The organism is Stutzerimonas stutzeri RCH2 (assembly GCF_000327065.1).
GTDB lineage: Bacteria > Pseudomonadota > Gammaproteobacteria > Pseudomonadales > Pseudomonadaceae > Stutzerimonas > Stutzerimonas stutzeri_AE.
The window spans coordinates 1,835,239-1,857,547 of record NC_019936.1; the positions used below are offsets into that span (position 1 = coordinate 1,835,239).

Annotated in this window: 25 protein-coding genes; 22 read left to right on the forward strand and 3 right to left on the reverse strand. The window is 61.7% G+C overall.

The features are described from left to right. Positions 1-12: 12 nt before the first annotated feature. Genes fliM through flhB form a run of 7 tightly spaced genes read left to right on the forward strand, consistent with a single transcriptional unit; the run spans position 13 to position 4,930 of the window. Positions 13-984 carry a flagellar motor switch protein FliM gene (gene fliM / locus PSEST_RS08445; RefSeq protein ID WP_013983226.1) on the forward strand — a complete coding sequence of 324 codons (972 nt, stop codon included), beginning with the start codon at positions 13-15 and terminating at the stop codon, positions 982-984. A 40-nt stretch (positions 985-1,024) separates the two neighbouring features. Then, positions 1,025-1,498: a flagellar motor switch protein FliN gene (gene fliN, locus PSEST_RS08450; RefSeq protein ID WP_015276580.1), complete on the forward strand. Its 474-nt coding sequence runs from the start codon at positions 1,025-1,027 to the stop codon at positions 1,496-1,498. 1 nt (position 1,499) lies between these two features. Then, the gene (gene fliO / locus PSEST_RS08455) at positions 1,500-1,919 is read left to right on the forward strand and encodes a flagellar biosynthetic protein FliO (protein ID WP_015276581.1); all 420 of its coding nucleotides are present in this window, start codon (positions 1,500-1,502) and stop codon (positions 1,917-1,919) included. Continuing rightward, entirely contained in the window at positions 1,919-2,695 is a 777-nt protein-coding gene (fliP, locus tag PSEST_RS08460) for a flagellar type III secretion system pore protein FliP (protein WP_015276582.1), read from the forward strand. The genes fliO and fliP overlap by 1 nt, the downstream gene beginning before the upstream one ends. Positions 2,696-2,707: 12 nt before the next feature. Further along, complete coding sequence (gene fliQ, locus PSEST_RS08465) at positions 2,708-2,977, forward strand: flagellar biosynthesis protein FliQ (RefSeq protein ID WP_003296594.1); 270 nt, start codon at positions 2,708-2,710, stop codon at positions 2,975-2,977. Between the two features lie 6 nt (positions 2,978-2,983). Then, positions 2,984-3,760 (forward strand): flagellar biosynthetic protein FliR, encoded by a 777-nt coding sequence (gene fliR / locus PSEST_RS08470; protein WP_015276583.1) that lies wholly within the window; start codon positions 2,984-2,986, stop codon positions 3,758-3,760. Between the two features lie 33 nt (positions 3,761-3,793). Continuing rightward, a complete protein-coding gene (flhB, locus tag PSEST_RS08475) occupies positions 3,794-4,930 on the forward strand; it encodes a flagellar biosynthesis protein FlhB (RefSeq protein ID WP_015276584.1) in 1,137 nt (378 codons plus the stop codon). Between the two features lie 47 nt (positions 4,931-4,977). Here the strand turns inward: flhB and sodC are convergent, their stop codons facing one another. Further along, positions 4,978-5,499 carry a superoxide dismutase family protein gene (gene sodC / locus PSEST_RS08480; protein WP_015276585.1) on the reverse strand — a complete coding sequence of 174 codons (522 nt, stop codon included), beginning with the start codon at positions 5,497-5,499 and terminating at the stop codon, positions 4,978-4,980. A gap of 219 nt (positions 5,500-5,718) precedes the next feature. Between sodC and flhA the strand changes: the two genes are divergently transcribed. The 15 genes from flhA (at position 5,719) to PSEST_RS08555 (ending at position 20,341) form a co-directional block, all read left to right on the forward strand. Continuing rightward, the gene (gene flhA, locus PSEST_RS08485; RefSeq protein ID WP_015276586.1) at positions 5,719-7,839 is read left to right on the forward strand and encodes a flagellar biosynthesis protein FlhA; all 2,121 of its coding nucleotides are present in this window, start codon (positions 5,719-5,721) and stop codon (positions 7,837-7,839) included. Between the two features lie 15 nt (positions 7,840-7,854). Continuing rightward, entirely contained in the window at positions 7,855-9,144 is a 1,290-nt protein-coding gene (flhF, locus tag PSEST_RS08490; protein ID WP_015276587.1) for a flagellar biosynthesis protein FlhF, read from the forward strand. Positions 9,145-9,235: 91 nt separating this feature from the next. Continuing rightward, positions 9,236-10,063 carry a flagellar synthesis regulator FleN gene (gene fleN / locus PSEST_RS08495; protein ID WP_015276588.1) on the forward strand — a complete coding sequence of 276 codons (828 nt, stop codon included), beginning with the start codon at positions 9,236-9,238 and terminating at the stop codon, positions 10,061-10,063. A 17-nt stretch (positions 10,064-10,080) separates the two neighbouring features. Beyond that, on the forward strand, positions 10,081-10,806 hold the full coding sequence (gene fliA, locus PSEST_RS08500) for an RNA polymerase sigma factor FliA (protein WP_015276589.1): 726 nt from the start codon (positions 10,081-10,083) through the stop codon (positions 10,804-10,806). Between the two features lie 74 nt (positions 10,807-10,880). Beyond that, positions 10,881-11,255, forward strand: a complete 375-nt coding sequence (locus PSEST_RS08505; RefSeq protein WP_011913679.1) for a chemotaxis response regulator CheY — start codon at positions 10,881-10,883, stop codon at positions 11,253-11,255. A 23-nt stretch (positions 11,256-11,278) separates the two neighbouring features. Beyond that, positions 11,279-12,073 (forward strand): protein phosphatase CheZ, encoded by a 795-nt coding sequence (locus PSEST_RS08510; RefSeq protein ID WP_015276590.1) that lies wholly within the window; start codon positions 11,279-11,281, stop codon positions 12,071-12,073. An 11-nt stretch (positions 12,074-12,084) separates the two neighbouring features. Then, positions 12,085-14,256 carry a chemotaxis protein CheA gene (locus PSEST_RS08515; RefSeq protein WP_015276591.1) on the forward strand — a complete coding sequence of 724 codons (2,172 nt, stop codon included), beginning with the start codon at positions 12,085-12,087 and terminating at the stop codon, positions 14,254-14,256. 53 nt (positions 14,257-14,309) lie between these two features. Then, positions 14,310-15,419, forward strand: a complete 1,110-nt coding sequence (locus tag PSEST_RS08520) for a protein-glutamate methylesterase/protein-glutamine glutaminase (RefSeq protein ID WP_015276592.1) — start codon at positions 14,310-14,312, stop codon at positions 15,417-15,419. Beyond that, entirely contained in the window at positions 15,419-16,159 is a 741-nt protein-coding gene (locus PSEST_RS08525) for a flagellar motor protein (protein ID WP_015276593.1), read from the forward strand. Before PSEST_RS08520 ends, PSEST_RS08525 begins: the two co-directional genes overlap by 1 nt. Before the next feature lie 5 nt (positions 16,160-16,164). After that, complete coding sequence (gene motD / locus PSEST_RS08530) at positions 16,165-17,007, forward strand: flagellar motor protein MotD (RefSeq protein ID WP_015276594.1); 843 nt, start codon at positions 16,165-16,167, stop codon at positions 17,005-17,007. A gap of 91 nt (positions 17,008-17,098) precedes the next feature. Next, a complete protein-coding gene (locus tag PSEST_RS08535; RefSeq protein WP_015276595.1) occupies positions 17,099-17,887 on the forward strand; it encodes a ParA family protein in 789 nt (262 codons plus the stop codon). A gap of 87 nt (positions 17,888-17,974) precedes the next feature. Next, positions 17,975-18,784, forward strand: coding sequence for a CheW domain-containing protein (locus tag PSEST_RS08540; protein WP_015276596.1), 810 nt, complete (start codon positions 17,975-17,977; stop codon positions 18,782-18,784). A gap of 82 nt (positions 18,785-18,866) precedes the next feature. Continuing rightward, the gene (locus PSEST_RS08545) at positions 18,867-19,346 is read left to right on the forward strand and encodes a chemotaxis protein CheW (protein ID WP_015276597.1); all 480 of its coding nucleotides are present in this window, start codon (positions 18,867-18,869) and stop codon (positions 19,344-19,346) included. Positions 19,347-19,349: 3 nt separating this feature from the next. Then, positions 19,350-19,763 carry a DUF2802 domain-containing protein gene (locus PSEST_RS08550; RefSeq protein ID WP_015276598.1) on the forward strand — a complete coding sequence of 138 codons (414 nt, stop codon included), beginning with the start codon at positions 19,350-19,352 and terminating at the stop codon, positions 19,761-19,763. A 134-nt stretch (positions 19,764-19,897) separates the two neighbouring features. Next, positions 19,898-20,341, forward strand: coding sequence for a rhodanese-like domain-containing protein (locus PSEST_RS08555; RefSeq protein WP_015276599.1), 444 nt, complete (start codon positions 19,898-19,900; stop codon positions 20,339-20,341). Here PSEST_RS08555 and PSEST_RS08560 read toward each other — a convergent pair. Together PSEST_RS08560 and PSEST_RS08565 are read right to left on the reverse strand one after the other, a co-directional pair. Then, positions 20,322-20,654: an EscU/YscU/HrcU family type III secretion system export apparatus switch protein gene (locus PSEST_RS08560; RefSeq protein ID WP_015276600.1), complete on the reverse strand. Its 333-nt coding sequence runs from the start codon at positions 20,652-20,654 to the stop codon at positions 20,322-20,324. The genes PSEST_RS08555 and PSEST_RS08560 overlap by 20 nt on opposite strands. Next, the gene (locus PSEST_RS08565) at positions 20,651-22,180 is read right to left on the reverse strand and encodes a flagellar hook-length control protein FliK (RefSeq protein WP_015276601.1); all 1,530 of its coding nucleotides are present in this window, start codon (positions 22,178-22,180) and stop codon (positions 20,651-20,653) included. Before PSEST_RS08565 ends, PSEST_RS08560 begins: the two co-directional genes overlap by 4 nt. Positions 22,181-22,309: the final 129 nt, after the last annotated feature.

Sequence of the window (22,309 nt, forward strand, 5' to 3'; positions counted from 1 at the left end):
AAGGCTGCCCAGATGGCTGTTCAAGACCTGCTCTCGCAAGACGAGATCGATGCGCTCCTGCACGGGGTCGACGACGGTCTGGTGGATACCGAGAGCGATTCCGAGCCGGGGTCCATCAAGAGCTACGACCTGACCAGTCAGGACCGCATTGTGCGTGGGCGCATGCCTACGCTGGAAATGATCAACGAGCGTTTCGCCCGGTACACCCGCATCAGCATGTTCAACCTGCTGCGCCGTTCGGCCGATGTGTCGGTCGGTGGCGTGCAGGTGATGAAGTTCGGCGAGTACGTGCATTCGCTCTATGTGCCGACCAGCCTCAACCTGGTGAAGATGAAGCCGCTGCGTGGCACGGCGCTGTTCATTCTCGACGCCAAGCTGGTGTTCAAGCTGGTGGACAACTTCTTCGGTGGCGATGGTCGCCACGCCAAGATCGAGGGTCGCGAATTCACCCCGACCGAGCTGCGCGTGGTGCGCATGGTGCTGGATCAGGCATTTGCCGACCTCAAGGAAGCCTGGCATGCGGTATTGGACGTCAACTTCGAATACGTCAATTCGGAAGTGAACCCGGCGCTGGCCAACATCGTCAGCCCCAGCGAAGTGGTGGTGGTGTCCACCTTCCACATCGAACTGGACAGCGGTGGCGGTGATCTGCACGTGACCATGCCGTATTCGATGATCGAGCCGATACGCGAGATGCTCGATGCCGGCTTCCAGTCGGACGTCAGCGATCAGGACGAGCGGTGGGTCAAGGCCCTGCGCGAAGACATTCTCGACGTCAACGTGCCGCTCGGCGCCACCGTCGTCAGGCGGCAACTCAAGCTGCGCGACATTCTGAACATGCAACCCGGCGACGTGATTCCGGTAGAGATGCCAGAAGACATGATCATGCGTGCCAATGGCATGCCGGCATTCAAGGTCAAGCTGGGCGCCCACAAGGGCAACCTGGCGTTGCAGGTGCTGGAACCCGTGGTTCGCCCACGTTGAACCGGCCCTTTACTCAATTCGAGCCTATCGAGGATTAACGATGGCAGACGAACGCGACAACACTTCTCCCGAAGAGCAGGCGCTGGCTGATGAGTGGGCAGCAGCGCTGGCCGAAGCTGGTGATGCCAGCCAGGACGATATCGATGCGCTGCTGAACCAGGCGCCCGCAGCTGCGGCCCCGGCTGCGCCGCGTGCACCGCTGGAAGATTTCGCCAGTGCGCCGAAATCCACCGCGGTGCCGCTGGGACTGGAAGGGCCGAATCTGGATGTGATTCTGGATATCCCTGTTTCGATTTCCATGGAGGTCGGCAGCACCGAGATCAGCATTCGCAACCTGCTGCAGCTCAACCAGGGTTCGGTGGTCGAGCTGGACCGTCTGGCCGGTGAGCCGCTCGATGTGCTGGTCAACGGGACGCTCATCGCCCATGGCGAAGTGGTGGTGGTCAACGAGAAGTTCGGCATCCGGCTGACTGACGTGATCAGCCCCACTGAACGCATCAAGAAGCTGCGTTGACATGCGTGCGCTTGCATTTCTGAGCGCCCTGGTCGCGCTCCCGGTGCTGGCTGCGGAGCCTGCCACCAGCATGAGCAGTACCGATATGGGCGCGCAGCTGACCAAGCTGATGCTCGGCCTGTTGCTGGTGGTCGGGCTGATCTTTCTGCTCGCCTGGCTGTTGCGTCGCGTGCAGCAGATGAACCCACGCGGCACCCAGGTGATCAAGCTGGTTTCCAGTCAGGCGCTAGGGCCGCGCGAGCGCCTGGTGCTGGTGCAGGTTGGCAGCGAGCAGGTACTCATCGGCCTGAGTGGCGGCCGTATCACGCCGCTGCATGTGATGCAGCAACCAGTGCATCTTCCTGACGCCGAGCCGGCCAATCCCGAATTTGCCCAGCGTCTGATGGAGCTGCTCGGCAAGGATCACAAGGACAAGCCTTGATGTTGCGCATTCTGCTAGTGGCGGTGCTGATGCTGTGCGGCCCGCTTGCCATGGCGCAGGAGCCGTCCGGCATCCTGGCGCAGGGCAACAACCCCTTGTCGATTCCTGCGATAACGCTAACTACCGACGCCGAAGGGCAGCAGGAATACTCGGTCAGCCTGCAGATTCTGCTGATCATGACGGCGCTGAGCTTCATTCCGGCGTTCGTCATGCTGATGACCAGTTTCACCCGGATCATCATCGTCTTTTCCATTCTGCGTCAGGCCCTGGGGCTGCAGCAGACGCCGTCGAACCAGATTCTCATTGGCCTGACGCTGTTCCTCACGTTGTTCATCATGGCGCCGGTATTCGACCGGATTAACCAGGACGCGCTGCAGCCTTATCTCAGCGAGCAGATACCGGCACAGGAGGCGATCTCCCGCGCCGAGGTGCCATTGAAGAACTTCATGCTGGCGCAGACCCGCGAGAGCGATCTGGAGCTTTTCGTCAGGCTTTCGCGACGTACCGACATCGCTTCGCCGGAAGCCGCACCAATGACTATCCTGGTGCCGGCCTTCGTCACTTCGGAGCTGAAGACGGCCTTCCAGATCGGCTTCATGATCTTCATTCCGTTTCTGATCATCGACATGGTGGTGGCCAGCGTGCTGATGGCAATGGGCATGATGATGCTCTCGCCGCTGATCATTTCGTTGCCGTTCAAGATCATGTTGTTCGTCCTGGTGGATGGCTGGGGGCTGATCATCGGTACTCTCGCCGGCAGCTTCGGCACCCTTTAGGGAAGCAAGCAGATGACTCCTGAAGTAGCGGTGGACCTGTTTCGTGAAGGGCTGTGGATGACCGCGATGATCGTCGGCGTGCTGGTCGTACCGAGTCTGCTGGTGGGCCTGGTGGTGGCCATGTTCCAGGCGGCCACCCAGATCAACGAGCAGACGCTGAGCTTCCTGCCGCGCCTGCTGGTGATGCTGTTGACGCTGATCTGGGCCGGTCCCTGGCTGGTCCGTGAGCTTATGGAGTACACGCAGAATCTGGTCCAAAACATCCCGCTGCTGATCGGGTAGCCGAACGTGCTAGAGCTGAGCAATGCGCAGATCGGCGGCTGGGTGGGGCAGTTTCTGCTCCCGCTGTTTCGCATCGCTGCGCTGTTGATGAGCATGCCGATCATCGGCACCCAGCTGGTTCCGGTTCGAGTGCGGCTCTATCTCGCTCTGGCCATTGCGCTGGTGCTGGTGCCGACCTTGCCGCCAATGCCGGTGGTCGAATCGCTGAGCCTGGCCTCGCTGCTGCTGATCGCCGAACAGCTGCTGATCGGCGTCATGCTTGGTTTTGTCCTGCAGCTGTTCTTCCACGTCTTCATCGTGTCCGGGCAGATGCTGGCGATGCAGATGGGCCTCGGTTTCGCTTCGATGGTCGATCCGGCCAACGGCATCTCTGTGCCGGTGCTCGGTCAGTTCTTCAATATGCTGGTGATCCTGCTGTTTCTCTCGGTCAACGGCCATCTGGTAGTGCTTGAAATCCTCGCCGAGAGCTTTGTCACCCTGCCGGTAGGCGGGGGGCTATCGACCAATCATTTCTGGGAGGTGGCGGGCAAACTTGGCTGGGTGCTGGGCGCGGGCCTGCTATTGGTCCTGCCGGCGATCACCGCGCTGCTGGTGGTCAATCTCGCGTTCGGCCTGATGACGCGGGCCGCTCCACAGCTGAATATCTTCTCCATCGGCTTTCCGCTGACCCTCGTGCTGGGTCTGATCATTGTCTGGATCGGTATGGCCGACATCTTCGCGCAGTACCAGATCTTCGTCAGCGAGGCGCTTTTGATGCTGCGCGAGCTGGCGGGGGCCCGCTGATGCCTTGCTTCCCGTATCTGCCGGAGGTCGCTCATGGCTGAGAGCGAAAGCGGTGCCGACAAAAGCGAGGAACCCACAGAGAAACGCCTGCGCGAATCTCGCGAGAAGGGGCAGCTTGCGCGCTCCCGTGAGCTCAGTACGGTCGCGGTGACGCTCGGTGGCATCGGCGGGCTGCTGGCTTCCGGCGGGAGTCTGGCGCAGACCCTGATGGCAATGATGCAAGGCACCTTCGAACTGAGCCGGGAAACGCTGCTCGACGAAGGGTCGATGGTTCGTTTGTTGATGGGCAGCGGCCTGATGGCGCTGGAGGCAATCATGCCGCTGCTCATCGCGTTGCTGATCGCCTCGATTGTCGGGCCCGTCTCGCTGGGTGGCTGGCTGTTTTCCGCCAAGGCCATGGCGCCGAAGGTCAGCAGGATGAACCCGGCTGCCGGGCTGAAACGCATGTTCTCCACCAAGGCGCTGGTTGAGCTGCTCAAGGCCCTGGGCAAATTCCTCGTGGTGCTCGGCGTCGCGCTGCTGGTGCTCTCGGCTTATCAGGACGACCTGCTGTCAATCGCCAAGCAGCCGTTGGACCTGGCGATCATGCACAGCGCGGAGATCGTCGGCTGGTGTGCCTTGTGGATGGCCTGCGGGCTGATAGTCATCGCCGCGGTGGATGTGCCGTTTCAGCTCTGGGACAACAAGCAGAAGCTGATGATGACCAAGCAGGAGGTCAAGGACGAATACAAGGACTCGGAAGGCAAGCCGGAGGTCAAATCGCGGATTCGTCAGCTGCAGCGCGAGGCTGCGCAGCGGCGCATGATGCAGGCCGTGCCCGAGGCTGACGTGGTGATCACCAACCCGACGCACTTTGCTGTCGCGCTGAAATACGACGGCGACAAGGGCGGGGCGCCCCGGCTGGTGGCCAAGGGCGGCGACTTCGTGGCGCTGAAGATTCGCGAGATTGCCCAGGAGCACAAGGTCACGGTGCTGGAGTCGCCGGCGCTGGCGCGGGCGGTGTATTACTCCACCGAGCTGGATCAGGAAATTCCCGCCGGCCTTTACCTGGCCGTGGCGCAGGTCCTGGCCTATGTCTATCAGTTGCGTCAGTACCGGGCCGGCAAGGGGCGTCGGCCGGACCCGTTGAACGACGTGCCCATCCCGCCGGATCTGCGTCGCGACGAATGAACCGTCACGCGGCGGCTCATCGTGAAGCGCGCCGCGTATCGCTGCGGTTACTCGATCACGCCACAGGCAACCCGTGCGCCGCCACCGCCGAGTGGTTGCGGATGGTCAGCGTGGTTGTCGCCGCCCTGGTGGACCATCAGCGCCAGCCCTTTGATGTCGCCAAGGCTCTTCAGGCGCGGAGCCAGCACCGGTTGGCTGGCCTTGCCTTCGCTGTCGACATAGAGCGCGGGCAGATCGCCCATATGTCCGTCACCCCATGGCTCGCCGTGCTTGCCGCTGTTCTTCGGGTCCCAGTGACCGCCCGCGGCACCCGCCGGGGTCAGTTTGCCGTCAACCTCTGCAGGCTCGCAGCTGCCTTTGGCATGGACGTGAAAGCCGTGAATGCCAGGTTCCAGACTGCTTAGTTCGGGTTGGAACACCAGCCCGTACTCGCTGCTTTCGATCTTCACGCTGCCGACGGATTCGCCGATGCCCTGGGCGCTTACGGTGTTGACCTTGACGCTCAGTGTTTCGGCTTGAGCGGCGAGGGCGGTGCAGCCGGCCAGCGCGGCGATGATCCACTGTTTCATCTGAAAGCTCCTTTGCACAAACGGCGACGGGCTGTCGCCGGTGCTAGTGTGACTGTCAGTTGCCGGTCGCGTTCGCGAGTTTTGCCGTATCGCCTGTAGGGCGGGCCAAAACCGTACGGCGGGCTCTGGGACGCGCCGAGGAAGTTGGACCCCTTCTTGCTATAACCCGGGCGAGGCGCATTTTGCGTCAAGAATTCGTTCTGCACGCCGGGGGCTACGTTGGATCGCACGCAACTCATCAATATTCGCAATGGCCTGACGGGCGCGGGGCGCGGCAACCTCGGCGTGCCGCTGCTGCTGCTCGTGATGATGGGCATGATGATGTTGTCGGTGCCGCCGTTCCTGCTGGATCTGCTATTCACCTTCAACATCGCGCTGTCGATCGTCGTGCTGCTGGTCAGTGTCTATGCGCTGCGGCCGCTGGATTTCGCCGTGTTCCCGACCATTCTGCTGGTCGCCACCCTGATGCGTCTGGCGCTGAACGTGGCGTCGACCCGTGTGGTGTTGATCAACGGCCATGAAGGTGGCTCCGCCGCCGGTCACGTGATCGAGGCCTTCGGCAACGTGGTGATCGGCGGCAACTACGTGGTTGGTATCGTGGTTTTCGCGATCCTGATGATCATCAACTTCGTCGTGGTGACCAAAGGCGCCGGACGAATTTCCGAGGTCAGTGCGCGCTTTACCCTGGATGCCATGCCCGGCAAGCAGATGGCCATCGACGCCGACCTCAACGCCGGCCTGATCGATCAGGAGGAAGCCAAGAAGCGCCGTGTCGAGGTTTCGTCCGAGGCGGACTTCTACGGCTCGATGGATGGTGCGAGCAAGTTCGTGCGCGGTGACGCCATTGCCGGCCTGCTGATCCTCTTCATCAACCTGATCGGCGGTGTCGGTATCGGCATGGCCCAGCACGGCATGAGTTTCAGCGAAGCGGGCCAGGTGTACGCCCTGTTGACTATCGGTGACGGTCTGGTTGCGCAGATCCCGTCTCTGCTGCTGTCCACCGCGGCAGCGATCATGGTGACCCGCGTCACCAGTTCCGAGGACATGGGCCAGCAGGTGCAGCGGCAGATGTTCGCCTCGCCCAAGGCACTCGCGGTGGCCGCGGCGATCATGATTGCGATGGGACTGGTTCCCGGCATGCCGCACCTGTCCTTCCTCGGCCTCGGCGCTGCCGCTGCGGCGGGTGCGTACTGGATCTGGCATCGCAAGAAGCAGGTCGAGAAGAAAGCCGAGCAGGAAGTGCAGAAGCAGCAGGAAATGCTGCCGGCCCAGCGCTCGGCGGAAACCAAGGAGCTGGGTTGGGATGACGTGACTCCGGTGGATATGGTCGGCCTGGAGGTCGGCTATCGGCTGATTCCGCTGGTTGACCGCAATCAGGGTGGTCAGTTGCTGGCGCGTATCAAGGGCGTACGCAAGAAGCTGTCGCAGGATCTTGGCTTTCTCATGCCCTCGGTGCATATCCGTGACAACCTCGACCTGTTGCCCAACGCCTACCGGTTGACCCTGATGGGTGTCAGCCTGGCCGAAGCCGAGGTGTATCCGGACCGTGAGTTGGCGATCAACCCGGGGCAGGTATTCGGCCCACTGAACGGCATTAGCGCCAGGGACCCGGCGTTCGGCCTGGAAGCGGTGTGGATCGAGGCCAGCCAGCGTGACCAGGCGCAGTCGCTGGGCTATACCGTGGTGGATGCCAGCACCGTGGTCGCCACACATCTGAATCAGGTGCTGCACAAGCATGCCCATGAGCTGCTCGGCCACGAAGAGGTTCAACAGCTGCTGCAGCTGCTGGCGAAAAGCTCGCCCAAGCTGGCCGAAGAACTGGTCCCGGGGATGGTTTCGCTGTCCACCCTGCTCAAGGTGCTGCAGGCGCTGCTGCAGGAGCAGGTGCCGGTGCGTGATATCCGCACCATTGCCGAAGCCATCGCCAACGTCGCTGCCAAGAGTCAAGATCCCGCCGCAATGGTCGCGGCAGTGCGGGTGGCGTTGTCCCGTGCAATCGTGCAGAACGTTGTGGGACTAGAGCCGGAGCTGCCTGTGATCACACTGGAGCCACGGTTGGAACAGATCTTGCTCAACAGCTTGCAGAAGGCCGGGCAAGGCTCCGAAGACGGAATTCTGCTGGAGCCAGGAATGGCCGAAAAGTTGCAAAGGTCTCTGGTAGAAGCGGCACAGCGTCAAGAAATGCTCGGCAAGCCGGCAGTTCTGCTGGTAGCCGGCCCGGTACGGGCGATGCTGTCGAGATTCGCGCGTCTGGCAGTGCCGAACATTCATGTTCTGGCCTACCAGGAAATACCGGACAACAAGCAGGTCACCATCGTCTCGACGGTGGGTCAGAATTAACCGAGGGTACAGGCCATGCAGGTCAAACGTTTCTTCGCCGCCGATATGCGCATCGCCATGAAAATGGTGCGTGACGAGCTGGGCGCCGATGCCGTGATCATCGGCAATCGCCGGGTGGCCGGCGGCGTCGAGCTGACTGCCGTGCTCGATTACCCGATGCAGTCCGCTCCGGCCGCGAACAAGCCCAACCCGGCGTTGGAAGCCGAGCTGCGCAAGACCCAGGCGCGTCTGGCCAATGCCCACGCCGAGCTGAGCGCCGCCCCGCGGGCGAAGATGCAGGATCGTCAACTGGTTGACGAGAAGCCCGCAGCCGTGAGCATCCCGCAGCCTTCAGCCGTGGCTGAAGCTGCCGCTGCGGTCGATTCCCGCGCGATCGAGGCGATGCAGTCGGAGCTGCATGGTCTGCGCGAACTGATCGAAGTCCAGCTTGGCTCGATTGCCTGGGGCCAGGAACAAAGCCGTCGTCCGCAGCAGGCTGGCCTCTGGCGCCGCCTGCAGCGCCTGGGCCTGCCGGCCGAGCTGTCGCGCAGCCTGCTGGAAAAGGTTGCGGGTATCACCGAGCCGCGCCAGGCATGGCGCATGGTGCTGGCGTACCTGGCGCAGGCGATCAAGGTCAGCAAGACCGAACCGCTGGAAGAGGGTGGTGTCATCGCCTTGGTTGGTCCGGCAGGTGTCGGCAAGACCACCACTCTGGCCAAGCTCGCAGCACGCTACGTATTGAAGTATGGCGCGCAGAACATTGCGCTGGTCAGCATGGACAATTATCGGATCGGCGCGCAGGAGCAGCTCAAGACGCTTGGCCGCATCCTGGATGTGCCAGTGCTGCAGATCGATCCGAGCCAGTCGTTGAGCAAGACGCTCGCTCCGCTGGCGCGCAAGCGCGTGATCCTGATCGACACCGCTGGCCTGCCCGCCAGCGATCCGACACTGCGCATGCAGCTCGAAGCGTTGTCGGACCGCGGTGTGAAATCGAAGAATTATCTGGTGCTGGCCGCGACCAGTCAGAGCCAGGTGCTCAAGGCGGCGTGGCACAACTATCGTCGCTGCGGCCTGGCTGGTTGTATCCTGACCAAACTGGATGAAGCCGGCAGTCTCGGTGATGTACTCGGCCTCACGATCAGCCAGCATTTGCCGATAGCGTACCTCGCGGATGGCCCCCGGATTCCGGACGACCTGCACCTGCCGCGCAGCCATCAGCTGGTCAGTCGCGCGGTGAGTTTGCAGTCCGGCGAGGAACCGAGCGAGGAAACCATGGCCGATATGTTCGCCGGGCTGTACAACAGCTCGTCACGGCGGGCCGGATGATGCTGCGAGAGCAGTACCTGAATGAATCAGATGCGTGCCATGCGGGCGCATCGCCGGCCGCAAGGCCCCAGCAAGATATAGGCATGTGAACATGGGAATGCATCCCGTACAGGTGATTGCGGTGACCGGCGGCAAGGGTGGCGTCGGCAAGACCAATGTGTCGGTCAATCTGGCACTGGCGCTGGCCGATCTCGGCCGGCGTGTGGTGTTGCTTGACGCCGACCTTGGCCTGGCCAACGTCGACGTGTTGCTGGGGCTTACCACCAAGCGCACCCTGGCCGACGTTATCGCCGGTGAATGTGATCTGCGCGACGTGCTGATCCAAGGGCCGGGTGGCATCCGCGTAGTGCCGGCCGCATCCGGCACGCAGAGCATGGTGCAGCTGTCTTCGCTGCAGCACGCCGGATTGATCCAGGCGTTCAGTGAGCTGGGCGACGAGCTCGACGTGCTGATCATCGACACCGCCGCAGGTATCGGCGACTCAGTAGTGAGCTTCGTTCGCGCCGCGCAGGAGGTACTGCTGGTCGTGACCGATGAACCGACCTCGATTACCGACGCTTACGCGCTGATCAAACTGCTCAATCGTGACTATGGCATCAGTCGCTTCCGTGTGCTGGCCAATATGGCTCATGCCCCGCAGGAAGGTCGCAACCTGTTTGCCAAGTTGACCAAGGTCACCGAGCGCTTTCTCGACGTGGCGCTGCAGTATGTCGGCGCTGTGCCTTACGATGAGGCCGTACGCAAGGCAGTACAGAAGCAGCGTGCGGTCTACGAAGCCTACCCGCGGTCCAAGTGCGCGCTGGCATTCAAGGCCATCGCGCAGAAGGTCGATACCTGGCCGTTGCCCGCTACGCCGCGCGGTCATCTCGAATTCTTCGTAGAGCGCCTCATCAGCCCCGCTTCACAAAGCCACGAATGACAGGTGCCGGATCCGCTATGTATTACAGCAAGGCTCAGGCAAAGGATGCGCAGTACCGCCTGATTGATCAGTACGCCCCGTTGGTCAAGCGAATCGCTTACCACCTGTTGGCGCGTCTGCCTGCCAGTGTGCAGGTCGACGATCTGATTCAGGCTGGAATGATCGGACTGCTGGAAGCAGCTAAGAAATACGACGCCGGCAAGGGCGCCAGTTTTGAAACCTACGCCGGTATCCGCATTCGCGGCACGATGCTGGACGAAGTGCGAAAGGGCGACTGGGCCCCGCGCTCCGTGCACCGCAATTCGCGCATGGTCAGCGAGGCGATTCGGACGATCGAGGCGAAAACCGGGCGCGACGCTAAAGATCACGAGGTTGCGGCCGAACTTAAGCTAAGTCTCGATGAGTATTACGGCATTCTCGGCGATACGCTGGGCAGTCGTCTGTTCAGCTTCGATGATCTGCTGCAGGAAGGGGAGCACGGCGAGCTGCAGGAAGACGCCGCGAGTCTCCATCCTGAGCCGTTTCGCGATCTCGAAGACGAACGCTTTCAGCAGGCCCTGGTTGATGCCATTGCCAACCTGCCCGAGCGCGAGAAGCTGGTGCTGTCGCTGTATTACGACGAAGAATTGAACTTGAAGGAAATTGGGCAGGTGCTGGGAGTCAGCGAGTCGCGTGTGAGCCAGTTGCATAGCCAGTGTGCTGCGCGCTTGCGTGCACGCCTCGGCGAATGGCGCGCCAATTGACGATTGTTTGCGGTATGACGTGCTCGGTTTGCTGAGGCATTTTGGGACTTACGGAGGTCGACTTGGACAAGAACATGAAAATCCTCATTGTCGATGACTTCTCGACGATGAGACGAATCATCAAGAACCTCCTGCGTGATCTGGGGTTCACCAACACCGCCGAAGCGGATGACGGCACCACTGCGCTGCCGATGCTCAAAAGCGGCAGCTTCGACTTCCTCGTGACCGACTGGAACATGCCGGGCATGAGCGGTATCGATCTGCTGCGCACCGTGCGTGCCGACGAGCGCCTCAAGCACCTGCCGGTGCTGATGGTGACCGCTGAAGCCAAGCGCGACCAGATCATCGAAGCGGCACAGGCCGGGGTTAACGGCTATGTGGTCAAGCCTTTCACTGCCCAGGTGCTCAAGGAGAAGATCGAGAAGATCTTCGAGCGCGTCAACGGCTGAAGCAGCAACGCCGCGAGGGCACTATGACGCAAGCAGACCAAAGCCTGGCAGAGTTCGAAGCGACTCTGAAGGCGCACGCACCCAAGTTGATCGAAAGTCTGCAGCAGGGCCGCTTCGATGAAGCGACGCAGATGTTCAATGAGCTCAATCAGGTGCGCAATCACGGGCTCTATCAGGAAGTTGGCAAGCTCACCCGCGAGCTGCACAACGCCATCGTCAAGCTGGAGATGGACACCTGCGCGACCGGCGGTGATCCGTCACCCATCACCGACGCGACTGATCGATTGTCGTACGTGGTCGAAATGACCGAGAAAGCCGCCAATCGCACCATGGATCTCGTCGAGGAATCCGCGCCGCTGGTCAACTACGTGAGCTACGAGGCGCAGAGCCTGACGGCCGACTGGCAGCGCTTCATGCGTCGCGACATGAATGCCGAGCAGTTCCGCGAGCTGGTCAAGCGTATCGACCAGTACCTGCAGCGCAGCATGAATGACGGTAGCCAGCTGTCGCAGAACCTCAGCGAAATCATGTTGGCTCAGGATTTCCAGGATCTCACCGGCCAGGTGATCAAGCGCGTTACGCGCCTGGTGACCGAGCTCGAAAGCAATCTGCTCAATCTCGTGCTGATGGCTGGACAGGTCGACCGTGTGGCCGGCATTCAGCATGACCGGGACGCGATGCGCGCCGAGCAGGAACAGAAAAAACAAGAAAAAGAGCCTTCCAAGGGTGAAGGTCCGCAGATGCATGCCGATATGCGTGAAGACGTCGTTTCCGGCCAGGACGATGTCGATGATCTGCTTTCAAGCCTGGGCTTTTAGGGGAAGTGAATATGAGCTTCGACGCCGATGAAGAAATCCTCCAGGACTTCCTGGTAGAGGCCGGCGAGATTCTCGAACTATTGTCCGAGCAACTCGTGGAGCTGGAAAGCAGCCCCGATGACATGGCGTTGCTCAATGCGATTTTTCGCGGGTTCCACACGGTAAAGGGCGGTGCAGGATTTCTTCAGCTCCACGAGCTGGTGGAGTGCTGCCACATCGCTGAAAACGTCTTCGACATCCTGCGCAAGGGTGAGCGTCGCGTCGACTCCGAATTGATGGATGTCGTTCTGCAGGCGCTCGATTCCGTGAATGAGATGTTTGGACAGGTTCGCGAGCGCGTCGAACCGACTCCCGCTTCACGTGAGCTGCTGGCCGCATTGGCGCGCCTGGCAGAGCCTGCTTCTGCCGACGAGCCGGCCGTGCCGATGGAACCCGCGCCTGTTGCCGAGCCTCAGGTCGAAGCCGTCGATGCCGAGTTCGAGCAGATGCTCGCCGCCGTTCAGTCGTCAGACAGCGAACCGGCAGCCGCGCAGGTCAGCGGTGGTGGCGACGAAATCACCGACGATGAATTCGAGTCGTTGCTCGATCAACTGCATGGCAAGGGCCAGTTCTCGGTCAGTGCCGCCAGCGCCGCACCGGAGCCCGAGGTCGTCGTCGCGCCGGCCAGTGACGAGATTACCGACGACGAATTCGAAGCACTGCTCGATCAGCTGCACGGCAAGGGCAAGTTCGAGCCGGTGGGTAGCACCAGTACCGAGCCGGCGACGCCAGCGGCTGCTGCGCCTGCGAGTAACACCAGTGCCAGCGATGAAATCACCGACGACGAGTTCGAAGCATTGCTGGATCAGTTGCATGGCAAGGGCAAGTTCGAGCCCGCGGTTGCCGAGGTAGCACCGGCTGTGCCGAGCAAGCCGGAGCCCAAGCCGGAGGCCGCCCGTGCTGCCCCAGCCAAGGCTGCACCGGCTGCTGCTGTCAGCAAACCGGCGGCTGTGGTGGCTGAAAAAGCCCCAGCCGAAGCCGAGACGACGGTACGTGTGGATACCGCACGCCTCGATGAAATCATGAACATGGTTGGCGAACTGGTACTGGTGCGTAACCGCCTGGTTCGCCTGGGTTCCAATAGCGGCGACGAGGCCATGGCGAAGGCTGTGTCCAACCTCGACGTAGTGACCGCCGACCTGCAGAGCGCGGTGATGAAGACCCGCATGCAGCCGATCAAGAAGGTGTTCGGCCGCTTCCCGCGGCTGGTACGCGATCTGGCGCGCAGCCTGAAGAAAGAGATCAACCTCGAGCTGGTCGGTGAAGAAACCGACCTCGACAAGAACCTGGTCGAGGCCCTTGCCGATCCGCTGGTGCACCTGGTGCGCAACGCGGTCGACCACGGTATCGAGATGCCCGAGGAACGCGAGGCTGCCGGCAAGCCGCGTACCGGTCGAGTGGTGTTGTCCGCCGAACAGGAAGGTGACCACATCCTGCTGATCATCAGTGATGACGGCAAAGGTATGGATGCCAACGTCCTGCGCGCCAAGGCCGTGGAAAAGGGCATGCTGGAAAAGGATGCCGCTGACCGCCTGAGCGATCTGGAATGCTACAACCTGATCTTCGCCCCTGGCTTCTCGACCAAGACCGAGATTTCCGATGTGTCCGGCCGTGGCGTCGGCATGGATGTGGTCAAGACCAAGATTTCCCAGCTCAACGGTACCGTCAACGTGTTCTCTACCAAGGGCCAGGGCTCTCGGGTGGTGATCAAGGTGCCGCTGACGTTGGCGATCATGCCGACCCTGATGGTGATGCTCGGCAATCAGGCGTTCGCTTTCCCGCTGGTCAACGTCAACGAGATCTTCCATCTCGACCTGTCGCGTACCAACGTCGTCGACGGCCAGGAGGTGGTGATCGTGCGCGACAAGGCACTGCCACTGTTCTATCTCAAGCGCTGGCTGATCCAGAGCGCTGCCGAGGAAGAGCAGCGCGAAGGTCACGTGGTGATTCTCAGCGTCGGCAACCAGAGCATCGGCTTCGTCGTGGATCAACTGGTCGGGCAGGAGGAGGTGGTCATCAAGCCACTGGGCAAGATGCTGCAAGGCACGCCTGGCATGTCCGGCGCAACGATCACCGGCGATGGCCGCATCGCTCTGATTCTCGATGTTCCGAGCATGCTCAAGCGTTACGCACGCCGGATTTGATTCAGTCAGGCGGCGCGGCCCACCGTGGGGCGCGCTGCCGCTAGGAGTGATGTATGGCAGTCAAGGTCCTGGTGGTCGACGATTCGGGCTTCTTTCGTCGGCGCGTCTCGGAAATCCTTTCCTCTGATTCCAATATCCAGGTCGTCGGCACTGCCACCAACGGTCGTGAGGCGATTGACCAGGTGCTGGCGCTTAAGCCGGACGTCATCACCATGGACTACGAGATGCCGATGATGGATGGCATCACGGCGGTGCGGCAGATCATGCAGCGGTGTCCGACGCCCGTGCTGATGTTCTCTTCGCTGACTCACGAAGGCGCGCGAGTCACCCTCGATGCGCTGGACGCCGGCGCGGTGGATTATCTACCGAAGAATTTCGAAGACATTTCGCGCAACCCGGAAAAGGTCAAACAGATGCTTTGCGAAAAGGTGCATACCATTTCGCGGAGTAACCGGCGCTACAGCACCTTTTGTACCTCAAGCGTCAATCCGCCTCCGGCTCCGTCGCGAGGTGCCGTGCCGAGCGCGTCAACCAATACTCTGCGCTCCACCGGAGCGGCTCCCACTGCGCCGGCTGCTCGTTCGCCTGCACCCAAGCGCAAGGCATACAAACTGGTAGCCATCGGAACCTCCACCGGCGGCCCGGTAGCGCTGCAGCGCGTACTGACGCAACTGCCGGCCAATTTTCCGGCGCCTATCGTGCTTATCCAGCACATGCCGGCGGCATTCACCAAGGCGTTCGCCGATCGCCTGGACAAGCTTTGCCGTATTCGGGTCAAGGAAGCGGAGGATGGTGACGTTCTACGTCCCGGGCTCGCGCTGCTGGCGCCGGGCGGCAAGCAGATGATGATCGACTCCCGTGGTGCGGTGCGCATCCTGCCGGGCGATGACCGCCTGAACTACAAGCCTTGCGTCGACGTGACTTTCGGCTCGGCGGCCAAATCCTTCCATGACAAGGTACTCGCCGTGGTGTTGACCGGCATGGGTGCCGATGGCCGCGAAGGCGCGCGCTTGCTCAAGCAGAGCGGCAGCCAGGTGTGGGCGCAGGATGAAGCTAGCTGCGTGATCTATGGCATGCCGATGGCGGTGGTCAAGGCCAACCTAAGTGACGCCGTCTACGGCCTCGACGAGATCGGGCGCAACCTTGCCGAGGCCTGCATCTGATGGATGTACTCAGCCTTATCGGGCTGTTGCTGGCGTTCGTTGCCATTGTCGGGGGCAACTTTCTCGAGGGCGGCCATATCTCCGCGTTGCTCAACGGACCGGCGGCATTGATCGTGCTTGGCGGCACCCTGGGCGCGGTGCTGTTGCAGACCCCTATCGCCGTTTTCATGCGCGCGATGAGCATCGGTCGCTGGATCTTCTTTCCGCCGCGCATCGACCTGGCTCGCGGCATCCTGATGGTGACCACCTGGAGCAATACGGCGCGTAAGGAGGGACTGCTCGGCCTTGAGCCTGTCGCCGAGACGGAGCCTGATCCCTATGCGCGCAAGGGCTTGCAGTTGCTGGTGGATGGTGCCGAGCCGGAAGTGATCCGCAGCATCCTCGAAGTCGATCTGTACACGCAGGAAAGCCGCGACCTGCGTGCCGCCAAGGTCTACGAGAGCATGGGTGGCTACTCGCCGACCATCGGCATCATCGGTGCGGTGATGGGCTTGATCCATGTGATGGGCAACCTTGCAGATCCCAGCCAGCTGGGCAGCGGGATCGCTGTGGCATTCGTCGCAACCATCTATGGCGTTGCGTTCGCCAACCTGCTGGTGCTGCCGATTGGTAACAAGCTCAAGAGCGTGGTCCAGCGACAGACTGCCTATCGCGAGATGCTGCTGGAAGGTGTTCTTTCCATTGCTGAGGGCGAGAATCCCCGTTCCATCGAGATGAAGCTGCAAGGCTTCATGGACTGACCGCCATGGGCAGACGCAGAGCGCCGGAAGAGCACGAGAATCATGAGCGGTGGCTGGTCTCCTACGCCGACTTCATCACACTGCTGTTCGCTTTCTTCGTGGTGATGTACTCGATTTCCTCCATCAACGAGGGCAAGTACAAGATCCTTTCGGATTCCCTCGTTGGCGTGTTCAATCAGGTCGATCGTTCGGTCAAGCCCATCCCGATCGGTGAGGAGCGACCGCGTACCACCGAGCCCGATGTCTCTCAGGTCGACGATCCAGCCGCCCAATCGGTACTGAGCGGGGAGCCGGTGTTCGATCCGCTGGAGCGTATCGCGCAGAGCATGCGCGAGACTTTCGGTGAGCTGATCGCCAACGAGCAGCTGACAGTGCGCGGCAATGAGCTATGGATCGAAATCGAGCTGAACTCCAGCCTGCTGTTTCCCAGCGGCGATGCGCTGCCCAACGACCACGCATTCGCCCTCATCGAGAAGGTAGCCGGGATTCTGGCGCCCTTTGACAACCCGATTCATGTCGAGGGCTTTACCGATAACCTGCCCATCAGCACCGACAAGTTTCCGACCAACTGGGAGCTTTCTGCCGCGCGGGCTGGCAGTGTGGTACGAATGCTCGCGGCGCAGGGCGTAGACCCGTCAAGGCTGGCGGCGGTGGGCTACGGCGAGTTTCAGCCAGTGGCCGATAACGCGACCGCTGCCGGACGGGCGCGCAATCGTCGGGTGATTCTGGTGGTGTCGCGCAATCTGGATGTGCGCCGCAGCGTCAGCGGCATGGGCAGCAGCAATGCACGACCCGACGATGCGCTGCGTAGGGCTGGCACACAACCTGCACCGGCTCGGGCCATGTAGGCGTCCGTAGGCGCAATCGTCAAAAAAACACCGTCGCGTTACCTTTAGCAGGTAGTGCAATGCCGGTCAGCAGCGAGCCGGGTGGAAAAGCATGAGAGTCTGGGCTGTAGCCAATCAAAAGGGTGGGGTGGGCAAGACCACCACGTCGATCGCGCTGGCAGGTTTGCTGGCCGATTCCGGCAAGCGCGTCGTGGTGCTTGATCTGGACCCGCATGGTTCGATGACCAGCTATTTCGGTCACGATCCGGACAACCTGGAACATAGTGTCTTCGACCTGTTCCAGCATCAGGGCACCGTGCCCGAGGGTTTGCCCTGGCAACTGCTGCTGGCGACCAGTCACGAGCGTATTTCGCTGATGCCTTCCAGCACCGTGCTGGCAACGCTGGAGCGCCAGTCGCCCGGCCAGAACGGTCTTGGCCTGGTGATTGCCAAGAGCCTGTCGCAGCTGTGGCAGGACTTCGATTACGCGATCATCGACAGCCCGCCGCTGCTCGGTGTGCTGATGGTCAACGCGTTGGCTGCCAGTCAGCAGCTGGTGATTCCGGTACAGACCGAGTTCCTGGCGATGAAAGGGCTGGAGCGGATGGTCAGCACGCTGGCGATGATCAACCGTTCGCGTAAGCAGGCGCTGCCTTATACCATCGTGCCGACGCTGTTCGACCGCCGCACCCAGGCCTCGATGAATACGCTCAAGGTTTTGCGTGCCGGTTATGCCGATCACCTCTGGCCCGCGTTCATCCCGATCGACACGCGCCTGAGAGACGCCAGCCGTGCCGGCCTCACGCCTTCGCAGTTCGATCCGGCAAGTCGCGCAGTTCTCGCTTACCGGGCATTGCTAAAGCACCTGCTGGCGTCGCAAGCCGCGCCACAGGTGGCGTGAAATGCCGTGCCGTTCGGCGCCTGACAGCTCAAGTTTGTCGCGCAGTTGGCCGATAGCCTGTTCAGATTCTCTTCTCGAGTTCGTTCCATGAGCCGCACCGTCCTCACAGAAACCCGTTCCCAGCTGGCGCTGCAGTCCTATCTCGATGGGTTGCTGCAGGACGCTGCCATCGAACTGGCGGATTCGGTCAGTCAGGACGAGTTTCAGGCTGCAGTGCTCGAGGAGCAGCTGCGCGACACCCGCCAGAGCCAGCCGCCGCGCCTGGAGATTGTTCAGCCGGCAGCGCCGGTGCCGCCCGCGGTCGTCGTGCCGGAAGTGATGCTGCCATCGACGCCGAGCGTTGAGCCGGTGGTGAGGGTAGAGGTAGTGCCACAAACTCCGGCTGCGCCCGTCGAGGTCGTCGCTGACGGCCAGCCGGCCTGGGCCGAGGAGCCATTTGAATGCCTGCTGTTCGATGTTGCCGGTTTGACGCTCGCAGTGCCGCTGGTATGTCTGGGGTCGATCTACCCGCTGGCCGACCAGGAGCTCACACCGCTGTTCGGTCAGCCTGACTGGTTTCTTGGCATACTGCCCAGCCAGGCGGGCAATCTGAAGGTGCTCGATACGGCGCGCTGGGTAATGCCGGATCGTTACCGCGAAGACTTCCGAGAAGGTTTGCAGTATGTGATTTCGGTGCAGGGCTACGAATGGGGGCTGGCGGTGCATCAGGTCAGCCGCTCGATTCGCCTTGACCCCAGTGAAGTCAAATGGCGCACGCAGCGCAGCCAGCGTCCGTGGCTGGCCGGTACGGTGATCGAGCACATGTGCGCCCTGGTCGACGTGACCGCACTTGCCGAACTGATCGCCAGCGGAGCAGTCAAGCAGCTGCCAGGTGCTGCAAAGCCTCGAGCGCACTGAATACATTCAAATATGGTCGCGCCCTGCGCGCGGCCCAGCGATAGAATCGACCGCCATAGCGGTAACTGAAGAAGGTGGGACTATGAAGATGACGTCTGCGCAGGGTTCCGAAGATCCTGTTCTGCAATGGGTGACCTTCCGTCTGGACAACGAGACGTACGGCATCAACGTAATGCAGGTGCAGGAAGTGCTGCGCTACACCGAGATCGCTCCGGTGCCGGGCGCGCCTAGCTATGTGCTCGGTATCATCAACCTGCGCGGCAATGTGGTGACGGTGATCGATACGCGTCAGCGCTTCGGTCTGGACACTGCGCCCGTTTCCGACAACACCCGTATCGTCATCATCGAGGCGGACCGCCAGGTTATCGGCATCATGGTCGATAGCGTTGCCGAAGTGGTCTATCTCCGGCAGTCCGAGATCGAAACCGCGCCAAACGTCGGCAACGACGAATCGGCCAAGTTTATCCAGGGTGTCTGCAACAAGAACGGCGAGCTGCTGATTCTGGTCGAACTCGACAAGATGATGAGCGAAGAAGAATGGGCCGAGCTTGAGAGCATCTGATACATGCTGATCGCGTCGCTGGTCGCATCGCTGGTTGCGCTAGCATTCTGCTGTCTGGGACTGTTGGGCTTCTGCCTATGGCTGCTCAGACGGCAGCGCCTGCTGGCAGAACAACAGCAGCAGCGCGATGCGAGCAGGGACAAGCGAATCAAGGAGCTGAGCAGCCGTCTGGATGCCTATCTGGAAGGCAGCTTGCGTATGGGCGACGAACTCCGCGAGCTGAGTCGTATGGTTGCGCCCTTGCCAGAGAAACTCTCTCAGCTCGAGCAGCGAGACCCGAATAATTTTGCCCTGTCCCAAGCGGCCAAACTGGTCGGCATGGGCGCTAGCATTGATGATCTGACGCAAACCTGTGGCCTTTCGCAGTCCGAGGCCGAGCTGATGAGCAAGTTGCACAAGGCTCGCCAGAAGCCCTGAACCCAATCAACTTTGCTTTCGACCGCCGTCCCGTCGGTCATTCGGAACCTCCAGCACCCCGCCCATTCCAAACCTCATCGGCTCAGCGTTATTGAGCGCGTCCATGTCTCGGACTCGGGACGAGGAGGGCAATGATGCGGTGCGTACTGATTCTGCTGTTTTGCGTGGTTTCTTCTGCCTCCGTACAGGCCGCCGAAGCGCCCGATAACGTCGACGGGGCGATGACCATCAACGTTTTTCAGGCCAAGCGATTGCATGAGCTGGGTGCTGTGTTCATCGATGTGCGTTCTGACCGCGAATGGCTATGGGGCCATGTCGAAGGCGCGGTGCATTTCGATCTCGCCAGTGGTTTCGCCAATCTGGCTGCTCGGGAGTGGCCCCGCGAGCTGCCGCTGGTTATCTACTGCGACAGCGAGATATGTCCGCGAAGCGCGGAGGCCACACGCTTGGCTGTTGCCTGGGGCTACCAGCAGGTTTTCTATTTCCGCTCGGGTTATTTCGCCTGGCAGCTACACGACTTTCCGCAGATCACCGGCGAAGATCGGGCTGGCGCAACGCTCAATGCCCAGGCCCATTGAGTAACGGCAGCGATGACGCAGACTGCTCGTGCTTCGCTGCCTGAAACCCTGGCGGACACTTGCCCTTCAGATACCAGGCGAAGGCGATGATCTCGGCAATGGTCCGATACAGCGCTTCAGGGATTTCGTCGCCTAGCTCCAGCCTTGCGAGCAGCCTCACCAGATCGGCGTTTTCGTAGATCGGCACCTCGTGTTCCCGGGCGATCGCCAGGATTGCCTCTGCCAGCTCATCGTCTCCTTTGGCGCTCAGGCTCGGTGCATTGACGCCGTCGTAGCTGAGGGCGATGGCCTGGCGCGGCGGTTTGTCGGTCATGCTTTCTCGTCCACGAAGCGTTGCTCGAGCGTGGTGCTGGGGCCCTGCGGTGGCGTGCCCTGTCGACAGGACAGTTCGCCGACGTTCAATCCCGCAGCCTGCAGTCGACCGCGAAGATGGGTGAGTTCGGCGGCGACCAGTTGGGCCGTCGCGCCGCGTTCGGCCCAGAGCTGGCTGGACAGGGTGCCGCGTGTCAGCTGCGCCTGGACCTGCAGCGGGCCGAGGGGGGCGACATCGAACGCGAGTTCGATCTTCCAGAGCGGCTCGCCACGTTCCTTGTCATTCCTTTTGGGCTGATCCTCGCGCTGCATTTTTATCTGCAGCGGCACGATGTCGCGCTGATCGCGCATCGGCAGCTCCAGCTGCCAGGTAGTGAGCAGTGCCCCATCCGGGCCGATCTGAGTCTGGGCGAGGCTGGACAGCTGATGAGTCTGCAGTCTCGATACCGCAGCGGCTGCGAGCTTGAGCAGCATCTCGAGGTCTGCCTCGTCTTCCAGGCCGGGTGGCAGCCGGGTCGGTAGCGGGAAGCCGGTTGCAAGCTGGCGAGCGCTGCTCTGTGCCAGAGAGCCCAGGGCTTGGCGGGCGAACGCTGGCAGTGCCTGGCCGAGCGTTGCTCCCGCCTGGGCGCCGGCCAGCGGCGTGCTGCCAGGAAGGTTGGGCATCTGCGCGAGCAGGCGCAGCAGTCCGGCCTTTAGGTCACCCTGCAGCCCGTCGGTCTGCCCGGCCAGCAGGCGCGCCTCGAGGAATACGCCACTTCTTCCAAGCGCGGCCGCGAGGGCCTTTGCGTCGCCAAGCTGCTGCATCTCCGGTATCGATCCAAGCAGTTTTTCGGCTGCTCCGCGCAGCCCATCCGGTAAACCGGAGGCTGTGCCCTGCAGCGCCTTGAACAGCCCTTCCAGTGAGGCCTGGCGGTTCTGTTGAGCCCCAAGCTGTTCGCCAAGATGCAGTTGATCAAGGCGTCCGCTCAGGGGGAGAAAGGCCAGTGATTGCCCGCCCTTGACCTGCGCGGTCAGGAGGCTGCCGAGTGCGAGTGGGCTGGTCGACTCGAGGTTCAGCTTCTGTCCGGCTACGGACGAATTGAGCAGGCTGATGACTGCCTTGAAAACCTTCTGGCCGTCATCTGACTGCTGTTGGCTGGTTGCGACCACCCGGCCTTGAATGACGCTGCCAACGGGCAACTGTTGAAGATCAATCATCGACGCAGGCTGACGTCCCGCCGGTTGCGCTGAGGCGAGCAGACGGGTGTCCGACAGTGCGGTGATGATGTACGCGGTGCCAGGAGGCGGGGCCTTGTTGCTGCTGACCTCAACGGTTGCCTGGCGCCCGCTGCCCATGGTCAGGCGCAGCACCAGGCGGAATGCCTGCGCCGCCTCTCTGATGCTGATGACCTCCGCCTCGGCATTTTCACCCGCCGCGAGCAGGCCCTGCATTGGCTGAAGCAGCTTCAAGGCGAGGTCGCTGGCCGCTATCGCCGGGCGTTGCGCGCTGGCTGGTGGCAGAGCGGTGGTACTCTTGATCTCGGTCATCTTTCCTCAAATGCTCTTACAACCTTTCGCGTTTGCGGCCCTCGGCTCCAAGGGTTGCCATGTATAATTCCGCCCGCCAGGCCCTGCTCCCGAAGTATAGCGGCCAGGCCCATTTCATCTTGAGGTGTC

What these genes read in the sequence shown, in the direction of transcription:
- PSEST_RS08540 (WP_015276596.1), top strand. Translation starts at nt 17,975, where the DNA reads ATGAGCCGCACCGTCCTCACAGAAACCCGTTCCCAGCTGGCGCTGCAG.
- motD (WP_015276594.1), top strand. Translation starts at nt 16,165, where the DNA reads ATGGGCAGACGCAGAGCGCCGGAAGAGCACGAGAATCATGAGCGGTGG.
- fliN (WP_015276580.1), top strand. Translation starts at nt 1,025, where the DNA reads ATGGCAGACGAACGCGACAACACTTCTCCCGAAGAGCAGGCGCTGGCT.
- fleN (WP_015276588.1), top strand. Translation starts at nt 9,236, where the DNA reads ATGGGAATGCATCCCGTACAGGTGATTGCGGTGACCGGCGGCAAGGGT.
- PSEST_RS08505 (WP_011913679.1), top strand. Translation starts at nt 10,881, where the DNA reads ATGAAAATCCTCATTGTCGATGACTTCTCGACGATGAGACGAATCATC.
- PSEST_RS08515 (WP_015276591.1), top strand. Translation starts at nt 12,085, where the DNA reads ATGAGCTTCGACGCCGATGAAGAAATCCTCCAGGACTTCCTGGTAGAG.
- fliA (WP_015276589.1), top strand. Translation starts at nt 10,081, where the DNA reads ATGTATTACAGCAAGGCTCAGGCAAAGGATGCGCAGTACCGCCTGATT.
- PSEST_RS08555 (WP_015276599.1), top strand. Translation starts at nt 19,898, where the DNA reads ATGCGGTGCGTACTGATTCTGCTGTTTTGCGTGGTTTCTTCTGCCTCC.
- PSEST_RS08525 (WP_015276593.1), top strand. Translation starts at nt 15,419, where the DNA reads ATGGATGTACTCAGCCTTATCGGGCTGTTGCTGGCGTTCGTTGCCATT.
- sodC (WP_015276585.1), bottom strand. Translation starts at nt 5,499, where the DNA reads ATGAAACAGTGGATCATCGCCGCGCTGGCCGGCTGCACCGCCCTCGCC.
- PSEST_RS08565 (WP_015276601.1), bottom strand. Translation starts at nt 22,180, where the DNA reads ATGACCGAGATCAAGAGTACCACCGCTCTGCCACCAGCCAGCGCGCAA.
- flhF (WP_015276587.1), top strand. Translation starts at nt 7,855, where the DNA reads ATGCAGGTCAAACGTTTCTTCGCCGCCGATATGCGCATCGCCATGAAA.
- PSEST_RS08550 (WP_015276598.1), top strand. Translation starts at nt 19,350, where the DNA reads ATGCTGATCGCGTCGCTGGTCGCATCGCTGGTTGCGCTAGCATTCTGC.
- fliM (WP_013983226.1), top strand. Translation starts at nt 13, where the DNA reads ATGGCTGTTCAAGACCTGCTCTCGCAAGACGAGATCGATGCGCTCCTG.
- PSEST_RS08560 (WP_015276600.1), bottom strand. Translation starts at nt 20,654, where the DNA reads ATGACCGACAAACCGCCGCGCCAGGCCATCGCCCTCAGCTACGACGGC.
- fliO (WP_015276581.1), top strand. Translation starts at nt 1,500, where the DNA reads ATGCGTGCGCTTGCATTTCTGAGCGCCCTGGTCGCGCTCCCGGTGCTG.
- PSEST_RS08545 (WP_015276597.1), top strand. Translation starts at nt 18,867, where the DNA reads ATGAAGATGACGTCTGCGCAGGGTTCCGAAGATCCTGTTCTGCAATGG.
- PSEST_RS08510 (WP_015276590.1), top strand. Translation starts at nt 11,279, where the DNA reads ATGACGCAAGCAGACCAAAGCCTGGCAGAGTTCGAAGCGACTCTGAAG.
- PSEST_RS08520 (WP_015276592.1), top strand. Translation starts at nt 14,310, where the DNA reads ATGGCAGTCAAGGTCCTGGTGGTCGACGATTCGGGCTTCTTTCGTCGG.
- flhB (WP_015276584.1), top strand. Translation starts at nt 3,794, where the DNA reads ATGGCTGAGAGCGAAAGCGGTGCCGACAAAAGCGAGGAACCCACAGAG.
- fliP (WP_015276582.1), top strand. Translation starts at nt 1,919, where the DNA reads ATGTTGCGCATTCTGCTAGTGGCGGTGCTGATGCTGTGCGGCCCGCTT.
- fliQ (WP_003296594.1), top strand. Translation starts at nt 2,708, where the DNA reads ATGACTCCTGAAGTAGCGGTGGACCTGTTTCGTGAAGGGCTGTGGATG.
- PSEST_RS08535 (WP_015276595.1), top strand. Translation starts at nt 17,099, where the DNA reads ATGAGAGTCTGGGCTGTAGCCAATCAAAAGGGTGGGGTGGGCAAGACC.